Genomic DNA, 10155 nt, shown 5'->3' with positions numbered 1-10155 from the left:
TCCGCTCGCTGACTATGTTTCATCAGCCGCAGTGATAGCCGCAAAATCCCGCCGCTGCGCGGTTCCCTCCCATCGGGTTACAACCCGCGCAAAAAGATGCGCGGTTTTCCACCTCTCGTCCGGCGGTATTTTGGAACCGGCCTCAGGCTCTTAATTCACAACCTGACTGATGTTGAAATCTAAAAACTGTCTGCCTTTGAATTTAAGATCGTGCGGGCGATTCAGAAATCTTGCTGAACGGAGCGGCCTGGAGACCAAAGGCTCCAGGACCGAGAGAAGGCACCGCGCAGCGGCAAGATTTCCAGCCTGTCTCCGTGGTAACTGAAACATAGTGTCTAGCGACAGCGCGTAGTGAAAAAGCGCGGGAGTCCAGAGGGCGCGCGCTTACGCGTCCTCTGGGCCAGTTTGGGTGGCAACCCAAGGTTTTGAATTTGAATTTGCAATTAGGTCGCCCCCCCTCCCTTTTTAAATCAAAATCACCTCCCTCGGTAAACGACTCATCCTCATTCCGCCTTCCGGCCTCACCACGACTGTCTCGCTGAACGCCAGTCCGGCTGCCGAAGTGTACATATGGAACACCATGTTTTCCTCCAGCCTCCAGTCTGCTGCTGGCGTAAAGCAATGCGAAAAATCACTCGGGCGTGGCGTACGGGTGTAAAGCCCGAGCGCGTAACCGGTGACGTTACCGTAATCAGCGCGTAACCCGGCGGCGAGCACGGCGTTGCGTAAAATCGCATCGACGTCACGGGCTTTCGCGCCCGGTTTCATGGCGGCGATCTGCGCATCCTGCAGGGCGATAAGCTGGCGGGCGATGTGGTGTTGCTCCGGACTGATTCCGCCGGGGATAAACGGGCGCATCAGGCGGGCGCTGTAGTGTTTTACCTTGGGGATCAGTTCCACATGCAGAATGTCGCCGTTCTGGATAATATCCTCATGCGTCTGCGCATGCAGAAAACCGCTGTCTCCGGCGGAACGGACAACCGGACCGGTTTCACCGGTATCAGCACCTTCAGAAAGAAAAATCTGTGCCGCCAGCGCGGCAACGTCCCGCACACGCCAGCCCGCGTTCACCTGCTCTTTCAGCGTCAGAAACGCGGTATCCGCGATATGCGCCGCCTGCTGAAGGAGGTCCAGCTCATAAGGAAATTTCACCTGCCGCAGACTGTCGCTGACACCCGGCAAAGGCCGCCAGACGGCTTCGGGTAAATGTTCGGAAAGCTGCTGCCAGGTATCTGCCGTCATGCCGTAAGAACGGGTGTCTGCGCCAAGACGGCAGTCGCGATAACCGCGTGAAATCAGGCTTTGCGCCACACACTTCCAGGGGTTCTCAGCGTCATCATAAGTGACAACGTCACGCAGCCAGCTCAACTGACGACACGGCGCTTCATCAAGCTTGCGCAGCACCATCCACGGCTCGCCGCTCAGCGGCACCAGACAGGCGCGGTACATCGTTTCCGATACGGTAAAACCGGTCAGCCACGCCAGCAGTTCACCACTGTCGACCAGCATAACGTCGGCATCCGCCATGCGCATGGCGTCACGCAGGCGGCTCAATGCCGCCAGATTCACAGCCATCGACATCTGTTGCCCCTCTTCAATCAGGCTTCAACCGGCTGACAGATTTCGAGGATTGCCAGCAGGTAAACCCGCACGGTATCGAGGAAATCTTTAATGTGAACACGCTCGTCCGGCATGGTGTTGAACTTGCCACCCGGCCCGCAGACCACGCCTTCCATGCCCAGCATCTGGTAGAAATGCGCGGCATCAGTGCCATAAAAAGCCGGTGGCGTAATAACGCCGGTGGGCTGTTGTTCACCGCGTACCGTCTGATAGGCACGGTTCACCGCTTTAACGATGGGCGATTCCGGCGATACTTCGAACGGCAGCATGGTCGGGCGATGGCGTTTACCGTCATCAAACAGTTCTGCCTGCAAGCCGGGAAATTCGCTGCACAGGTCATCGAGCAGCGCCTGTAAATCGGCCAGCACGGTATCAACCGTTTGCCCCGGCGCAAAACGCGCAGATCCGCTGAGGCGCACGAAGTCAGCGACCTGTGGCGGACGCCATTCCTCTAAATCACGTCCCAGCGCGCCGTGGATGGTGCCGATATGGCCGCGGTTAATTTTGCGGTGATCGTCCGTTTCCGCGCCGGTAAAAGTGATGTTATTGATTTGCGGGATTAACCTGATGGCCGCCTGAATCGCATCGACCGCTTCTTCGCGCTTCGAAAGATGGCGCGTATCGCCGGTCAGTTCGATGGTGAACATCAGCGACCCGGCATGCATGGTCATCGCCTGCACATCGGTCGGTTCTGAGTTGATAAAATAATCGGCTTTGATGCCCTGTTCGATGGCCGCAATGGTGCCGATTCCGCCCTGCAATTCACCGACCACATACGTCAGGATAACGTCGCCTTTAAGTTTCACACCGTTGTCGATCAGCGTTTTCAGCGCACAGAAATAGGCCGCGTCACCTGCTTTCATGTTGGAAACACCGATGCCGTAAATGAATTCATCATCGATTTTTCCTTCCCACGGGTCGACCGTCCAGCCTTCGGTCACCGGGTTGGTATCGAGGTGGCCGTTGAACAGCAAACTGTGGCCGCCGCCCTCTCCGCGAAGCGTGCCGATAGCGTTCAGACGCTCGCCCGGCACCGGTTGCAGTTGCGTTTCCAGCCCGAGCATCTGCATCTGGCTGGCCATATATTCTGCCAGTTTGCGCTCGCCGTCTGTCTGGCTGTAACTTTTGTGCTGCACCATCCGCGCCAGAAAATTCAGGCAATAGTCATCATCAACTGCGGCCAGTAATTGTTGAGAATTCATGTGTAACCCTTTCAGTATCAAAGATGTTCTGTGATGGCCTTTTCAGGCGTATGCACCGCTGCCAGCAATGCCTTCGTATAATCGTGACTGGCATGTTGCGCCATAGCCTCGCCCGGCAGCACTTCCAGCAAATCCCCGCGATACATCACCGCCACGCGGTGTGCAATCTGGCGGATCAGGTTCAGATCGTGGGTAATAAACAGATAAGCGGTGCCGTAGCGACGGCGCAGTTCCAGCAATAACTCAATCACCGTCGCCTGCACCGAGACATCGAGTGCGGCAGTGATTTCATCGCAAATCACCAGTTCAGGCGGATGCGCAAACGCACGGGCAATCGCCACGCGCTGCTTCTGTCCACCGGAAAGTTCATGCGGAAAACGCCGGGCGAAACTGGCAGGCAACCGGACATCCTCCAGCAAGCGCGCTACCGCCTGCGCTTCGTTTTCACCCTCTGGCAAACCGTACAGCCGCAACGGACGGGCGATGATCTCACCGATACGCTGACGCGGATTGAGTGAGGCGTCAGGATGCTGGAAAATCATCTGCACACGGCGGCGATAGTCTTTATCCATTTCGGCGCGGCCAGACAGGTTGTAACCGTTAAAATCCACTTTGCCGCTGAACGGCACCAGACCGGTCAGTGCTTTTGCCAGCGACGACTTACCGGAGCCGGACTCCCCCACCACGCCGACGATTTCCCCGCGATGCACTGTCAGGCTGACATCCGACGCAGCACGGGTTTTACCGTTTTCACGGCGCAGAAGTCGATCCAGCAAACCGTGACGACCATAATCAATATTGATGTTTTGCAGGCTAAGCAGCGGCTGCGCTGACACCGGAGTGGCATCTGTCAGACGATGCGCGGGATCCGGCACTGCGGCTACCAGCTTTTGTGTGTAAGCATGTTGTGGCGAAAGGAACAGCGTGCGCGCGGTGGCCTGTTCAACAATGTGACCTTTTTCCAGCACACAGACGCGGTCTGCCACCGCTGACACCAGCGCCAGATCGTGCGAGATGTACAGCGAGGCAACGCCGGTTTCCTCACGCAGACGGGCAAACAATGCCAGAATTTGTGCCGAACTGATGACATCAAGTGCCGTGGTCGGTTCATCGAAAATCAGACATTGCGGCTCGCAGGCAAAGGCCGTGGCGATCAGTACACGTTGTTTTTCGCCGCCGGACACCTGATGCGGATAACGCTTCATCATTGCCGCCGGATTTTTCAGCTCGACGTGGCTGAGCAACTGAATGCCCAGCTCCAGCGCCTGTCTGGCATCCAGCCCGCGATGGCGGATCAGCACTTCGGTGATCTGTTCGCCGAGGGTCAGTGTCGGATTCAGCGAAGCTCCCGGATCCTGAAAAATCATGCCCAGCTTGCCGCCGCGCAGGTTTTCAAGTTGTGGCGCAGACATCTGGCATAAATCCTCACCCGCCAGCAGAATGCGCCCGCTGCGTTCACGCGCATTGGCAGCCATGTAGCGCATAACCGACCAGCCCAGCGTGGTTTTACCCGAACCGGATTCCCCGACCAGCCCGACCACTTCACCGCGCTGCACACTGAGTGAAATGTCCTGCAAAACCTGCAACGGCTCTGACTGAGGCAGCAGGTAGTCGAGGCTGTAATTTTCTATGGCTAATACGGCGTCGCTCATCAGTGGCTCCTCGGGTTAAGCGCATCGCGCAGGCCATCGCCCAGCAGGTTAAAACCAATCGCCACCAGCGCGATCGCCACCCCCGGGATCAGCATCATCCATGGCGCGTTAAAGAAATATGCACGGGCTTCCGACACCATCAGTCCCCATTCCGGCTCAGGCGGTTGTGCGCCGAGGCCGAGGAAACTCAGTGTGGCAAATAACATGATGGCGAAAGCCACGCGGATAGTGGCTTCCACGATGATTGGCGCGACAATATTGGGCAGCATTTCACGCAAAATGATGTAGTGCGTGGCTTCACCACGGGCAATCGCCGCGCTGACGTAATCCTGCTGACGCGCTGCCAGCGAGACGCTGCGGGCGATGCGCACCATGCCGGGCACAAATGCGATAGTGATCGCCAGTACAGCATTGAAGCTGCTCTGACCGAGGGTGCTGACAATCAGCAATGCGAACAACAGGCTCGGGATCGACATTACCGCATCCATAGTGCGCATAATCGCTTCGTCAGTTTTGCCGCCCAGATAGGCGCTGGCGGTGCCAATCACCGCGCCAGTGACCATCGACATTAATGTCGCCAGCAGTGACAGCACTATCGTGGCGCGCGCACCGACCATCACGCGGCTGAAAATATCGCGTCCGAGCTGATCGGTACCGAACCAGTGTTCTGCCGAGGGGGCTTTGTACCGCGCCAGAATCGAAATCGATTCCGGATCATAAGGCGCGATATGCGCCCCGCCGCACACCATCAGCGCAGCCACCACTAAGATAAATAACCCGACAGCGCCCTGCGGCGAACGGATTAAATGCTTCATCACATCACGCATAACTGATCCGTTTATCGAGGAAAACATAGGCCAGATCGGCCAGGAAATTGACGATGGAATAGGTCGCGGCAAGGATCAGCACCCCGGCCTGAATGGTCGGTAAATCCCGCGCCTGAACAGCGACGATCAGTTCACGGCCAATCCCCGGAATGGCGAAAATCTCTTCCACCACCACGATACCGCCGAGCAGATAACCGACATCAAGCGCCACAATGGTGATGGTCGGCAGCAGGCCGTTACGTAACGCGTGCCGCCACAAAATCCTGCGGCGCGACAACCCTTTGAGATGTGCCGCGCGGATATAATCGGTCTGCAACACATCGACCATCTCCGAGCGCACCATGCGTGAAACGTGCGCCACCAGTATCATTGCCACCGTCACCGACGGCAGGATCAGATGGCTGATGCCTCCCCGGAAATCCTCCGTCAGCGGTACATACCCGGTGGCGGGCAGGATTTGCCAGACATCGGCAAACAGCAGCAATAACAGTGTGGCGGTCACAAATTCCGGAAATGAAATGCCGACATACGACAACACGCTGACCAGCATATCGGCCAGTTTCCCGCGCCGGACCGCCGCCCAGATCCCGAGTGGAATCGCGACAACCAGCATCAGCAACAGCGCGCACACGGCCAGCAGCAGGGAGCGCCCCAGTGCCGCCATAATGGTGGGTGCCACCGGCAAACCGTTACGCATCGACACACCGAAATCACCGTGCAGCACGCCGCGCAGCCAGTGCCAGTATTGCAGCCAGGCCGGATCATTTAGCCCGAGACGCGCACGCACGGCGGCCAGCGCTTGCGGCGTGGCGTTCTGCCCCAGCAGGGTGACGGCGGCATCCGCCGGTAACAATTGCGTAATGCCAAAAACCAGCAGCGACACCACCAGCAGGGTGTAAATCACCAGCATGAAACGTTTGAACAAATAACTCGCCGTCACTGTCAATGCCCCCTGTTATTTTCGGGTTGGGGCTTTCGCCGTCAGCCACACATGATCAAGACGGAACACCGCACCACGCGGATGCAGCTGATAACCGGCAACGTAATCGCGCCCTGCCGCCAGCAAATCGAAGAACGCCGGAATGAGTGACGGCACTTGATCGTGCATCAGTTTTTGCGCCTTGCCGTACAGTTCGGTGCGTTTTGCCGGATCCGCTGTTTCACGCGCGGCTTTCACTGCGGTATCAAATTCAGTGTTATTCCAGCGGGTTTCGTTCCAGGAGGCCGTCGAGGTGTAAAGCAGGGAGAAAACGGCATCCGGCGTGGGCTGCATGTTGTAGAAGCCGACGTAAAAATTGCCTTTTTTCCACACCTGATCGAGATAAGTGCTGTGTGCCATCGTCTGCACATTAATGCGAAAACCACCCGGTTTGGCCATTTCGCGCAACGCAATTCCAAGCTGGGTGCGGGTGGACGGTTTGTCGGAAGCGATCAGCGTCAGATCTAATCCGTCGGGATAACCGGCATCTTTCAGCAACGCTTTGGCTTTGGCGTAATCCGGTTCTTTGAGGGGTTCGTTCAGGTAATACGGATAGGCCGTGTTGAGCGGCGTATCATTACCTGCCGTGCCGTAGCCTTCGGCAACAAAATCCACAGTAGCTTTGCGATCCACACACAGCGCCAGCGCCTGACGGACGCGCACATCGTTAAACGGTTTGGTGTCACACCCCATATTCACGTTGAGGAACTGACCGGACGACACGCGCAGCGGCACGATGCCGGAGGATTTTGACAGGCGGGCAAATTCAGTAGAGGCGGCGGAAAGCATCAGATCGGTGTCACCGGCAATCAGCGCCGAGCCTTCTGCAATGGCATCCGGATAGACCACCACTTCAACGCGGTCCAGATGCGGACGGGACGGATCGTAATAATGCGGATTGCGCTCAACAACAATCAGGCGTTCAGGCTCAAACGACACCAGTTTAAACGGTCCGGTACCGATGGCCTCTTTGCTCAGGCGTTCTGGCTGGCCGCCCGCAATCGCTGCGGGAATAATTTTGGCATCGGGATACGCCAGCATCACCGGCAGATCGGCGTACGGACCGTCGGTGCCAATCACTACCGTATCGGCATCCGGCGCGGTGACGGTTTTGATCGGGCCAATATTGTGTTGCCCCGGTGAAGCATTTTTCGGGTCGAGAATGGCATTCAGGCTGGCCACCACATCGGCGGAGGTACAGGCAGAACCGTCGTGAAAGCTGAGGTTTTTACGCAGGGTAAAGGTCCACTGCGTCAGGTCGTCGCTGGCTTTCCAGGATTCGGCCAGATCCGCTTCAGCTTTCATGTCCTGCGTCAGACGGGTCAGCCCGCTGTACAGCAACTCAGCCAGCAGATATTCCGGATTGACGCGCGCCTGCTGCGGATTAAGCATACCGGCGGCCTGATCTACGCTGATGCGCAGCACCCCGCCCTTGCGCGGTGAACCGCTGGCGTCCGTGGCGCTGGAAACGGCAGCGGCGACATTGCCCGACCACGGTAACATCGCCGCGCCGGTGAGAATGGTGGATCCTGCGATAAACTGACGGCGGTTAACGCCTTTCATTGCACACATTATTAAACCCTCTCTGCTGAATTCGAAAAGCCCTGGGTTGGCGAATTTTCTGTCGGAGTAAAATCAGAAGCTAAATAAGCAAGAATTGACTGCGATAACGCGACGACGTCCTGCATCGTTGTGTATTCGTCCGATGCATGGATACGGTTTTCCGGCCGGGCGAGCCCGCCGAGTAAAATTTCCTGAATGCCTGCCTGCTGAACCCAGCCCATGTCGGAACTGGTGGAAGAACCCCAGACAGCGAAATCGTTTGCGTGGAAGCCAAAACCCTGACTGAGCGCCGCAAGCCAGCGCGGCCAGTGCGGGCCGGTCGGATCGCTGACCGGAGCCAGATGGCCGATCAGGTGATATTCCACCGCCAGCGCCGCAGAATCTTTCATCGCCTGCCCGATACAATCCGTGAGTTCTTTAAAGACGGTTTCGAACAATTCTTCCGGCGAATAGCGGCGGTTAACCAGCAGTTCAAAGCGTGCGGGCAGGGTTGAACCTTTGCCACCCCCTTGCGCGGCAGCCAGCGTGAGACGTGATGTGAGCGGACGTCCTTCGAAATGAGGGGGTGCAGGCATGGCGGAAGCGCGCTGTTCAACGTCACGTTTGAGCGTGTGCAGCGCATTCATCAGCGGCAGGCTTTCTTCAATGGCATTGATGCCCCCGACCGGATCGCCGGAGTGCGCCGACCGGCCGGTGATACAAATTTTGAGGTCGATGCTGCCGAAACAGCCGCCCCAGATACGCGGTACCGCCCCGCCGTTAAAGCTGAGCATGTGGCCGGAGAATAATTTTTGCTCCGCCAGATAGCGCACACCGGGGTACAGACCACCTTCTTCATCGGTACACAACAGCAGAACCGGGTTGAATTTCAGCGCCAGCCCGTGACGTTGCGCGGCGCGAATTGCCGCGAGCGCCGCCACAACCGTGCCTTTCATGTCTGCCGCGCCGCGACCGATCAGTTTGCCATCAGCCTGCGTCAGCGTCAGTGGCGGGTAATTCCAGCCATCGCCCGCCGGAACAGTATCGACGTGAAAATAGAGATTACAGGCTTCGGCGGCGCTGCCCGGCAAGGTAGCAATCACATTCACCCGTTCGCCCTGCGCACTGCCGTCCGGCGTTTGCCACAAGTTTTCCGGCACGCTGACGCGCTCGCAGACAAACCCCATCGGCTCCAGCAGAGATTCCATCAGGCTGGCAAATGCCGGATAACCGGTGCCCGGCGGGAAGCAGGTATCTACTGCCAGCATCTGGCTGAGATCCTGTAAAATGGCGGTTTCGTCCTGCCGGATGGAGTCCAGCGCAATTTGCAAACTTCCTTCGCACGACATGCTATACTCGCTTTATTCTATTTCTATATAGTTTATAGATAAAGCAGATGCCCGTTCAGGTCAATAGGTAATCAGGTATGACACAACAAAATAAAGCAGAGCAGGACGCTTCCCCTTTTGGCCGGTTAAGCGAAAGGGAATCCGCGCCGTTATATGAAGTGGTGAAACGTCACATCAGCGAATCCATTCTGATTGGCGAGCTGCCGCCGGGTACGGTTTTGCCGAGCGAAAATGCGCTGGCGGCAGACTTCGGGGTTTCGGTGGGAACGGTACGCAAAGCGCTTTCGGCGCTGACGACGGAAGGCATGCTGATGCGGCGTCGCAAGACCGGCACCGTGGTCACTGGCTGGGCACCGCTGCACAATCTCAGTTATTTCTTTCAGTATTTCCGCCTGCATGGCCGCGACGGTGCGTTACTGAATTCTGAGACGATTTTGCTCGATCATCAGACCGGCCAGGCCAGCGCCCGTGAAGCCGAAAAGCTGCAAATTGACGACGGCGCACCGGTTATCCGCATCCGCCGTTTACGCCGGGTTAAAGGCATTCCCGCCATGCATGAACGGCTGGTATTACCGGCCGAACGCCTGCCGGACTTCCCCGCAGCGGATGATTTACCGCCGCTGCTTTACCGTTTTCTGCTGGAAAAATACGGGGTCCGCGTGGCGGCCGTGCGCGAGCAGTTAATCGCCGAAATGGCCGATGCCGACGACCTGAAATGGCTGGAACTCGAGGCCCCGCACGCGGTGATGGTGATCGACGAAGTGTCGTTTGATCAAAGCGCCGTGCCGGTGATCATGGCGCACCACAGGTTCAGCACCGATCACTTTATGTATGTGAATGAGATCCGGTAGTGGCAGGGGGCAACGGGGGGGCGCTTTAAAATCAACTTCAACTTCAAGGTCGTGGGCTCGCCGCCCACACTGGCCCAGAGGACGCGTAAGCGCGCGCCCTCTGGACTCCCGCGCTTTTTCACTGCGCGCTTCG

General features: G+C 57.6%; 8 protein-coding genes. 1 reads left to right on the top strand and 7 read right to left on the bottom strand.

The genetic code is table 11. The features are described from left to right. Positions 1–465: 465 nt before the first annotated feature. From UC14_RS23825 to UC14_RS23795, 7 genes are read right to left on the bottom strand one after another with little or no spacing between them, the layout of a single operon-like run. Complete coding sequence (locus UC14_RS23825) at positions 466–1581, bottom strand: Xaa-Pro peptidase family protein (protein WP_112198562.1); 1116 nt, start codon at positions 1579–1581, stop codon at positions 466–468. Between the two features lie 17 nt (positions 1582–1598). Beyond that, positions 1599–2822, bottom strand: coding sequence for a M20 family metallopeptidase (locus tag UC14_RS23820; RefSeq protein WP_013575723.1), 1224 nt, complete (start codon positions 2820–2822; stop codon positions 1599–1601). Positions 2823–2839: 17 nt separating this feature from the next. Continuing rightward, positions 2840–4474 carry an ABC transporter ATP-binding protein gene (locus UC14_RS23815; protein WP_013575724.1) on the bottom strand — a complete coding sequence of 545 codons (1635 nt, stop codon included), beginning with the start codon at positions 4472–4474 and terminating at the stop codon, positions 2840–2842. Beyond that, complete coding sequence (locus UC14_RS23810; RefSeq protein ID WP_013575725.1) at positions 4474–5301, bottom strand: ABC transporter permease; 828 nt, start codon at positions 5299–5301, stop codon at positions 4474–4476. Before UC14_RS23810 ends, UC14_RS23815 begins: the two co-directional genes overlap by 1 nt. Then, entirely contained in the window at positions 5294–6241 is a 948-nt protein-coding gene (locus UC14_RS23805) for an ABC transporter permease (RefSeq protein ID WP_013575726.1), read from the bottom strand. The genes UC14_RS23810 and UC14_RS23805 overlap by 8 nt, the downstream gene beginning before the upstream one ends. A 15-nt stretch (positions 6242–6256) precedes the next feature. Then, positions 6257–7852 (bottom strand): ABC transporter substrate-binding protein, encoded by a 1596-nt coding sequence (locus UC14_RS23800; protein WP_013575727.1) that lies wholly within the window; start codon positions 7850–7852, stop codon positions 6257–6259. A 2-nt stretch (positions 7853–7854) separates the two neighbouring features. Further along, positions 7855–9171 (bottom strand): M20 family metallopeptidase, encoded by a 1317-nt coding sequence (locus UC14_RS23795; protein WP_112198561.1) that lies wholly within the window; start codon positions 9169–9171, stop codon positions 7855–7857. A 77-nt stretch (positions 9172–9248) separates the two neighbouring features. Here UC14_RS23795 and UC14_RS23790 point away from each other — a divergent pair, with 77 nt between their 5' ends. Continuing rightward, a complete protein-coding gene (locus UC14_RS23790; RefSeq protein WP_112152613.1) occupies positions 9249–10022 on the top strand; it encodes a GntR family transcriptional regulator in 774 nt (257 codons plus the stop codon). Positions 10023–10155 lie beyond the last annotated feature (133 nt).

It is taken from the genome of Rahnella sp. NRRL B-41462 (assembly GCF_003263525.1).
GTDB lineage: Bacteria > Pseudomonadota > Gammaproteobacteria > Enterobacterales > Enterobacteriaceae > Rahnella > Rahnella aceris.
This window is presented reverse-complemented; position numbering and strand designations above follow the sequence as displayed.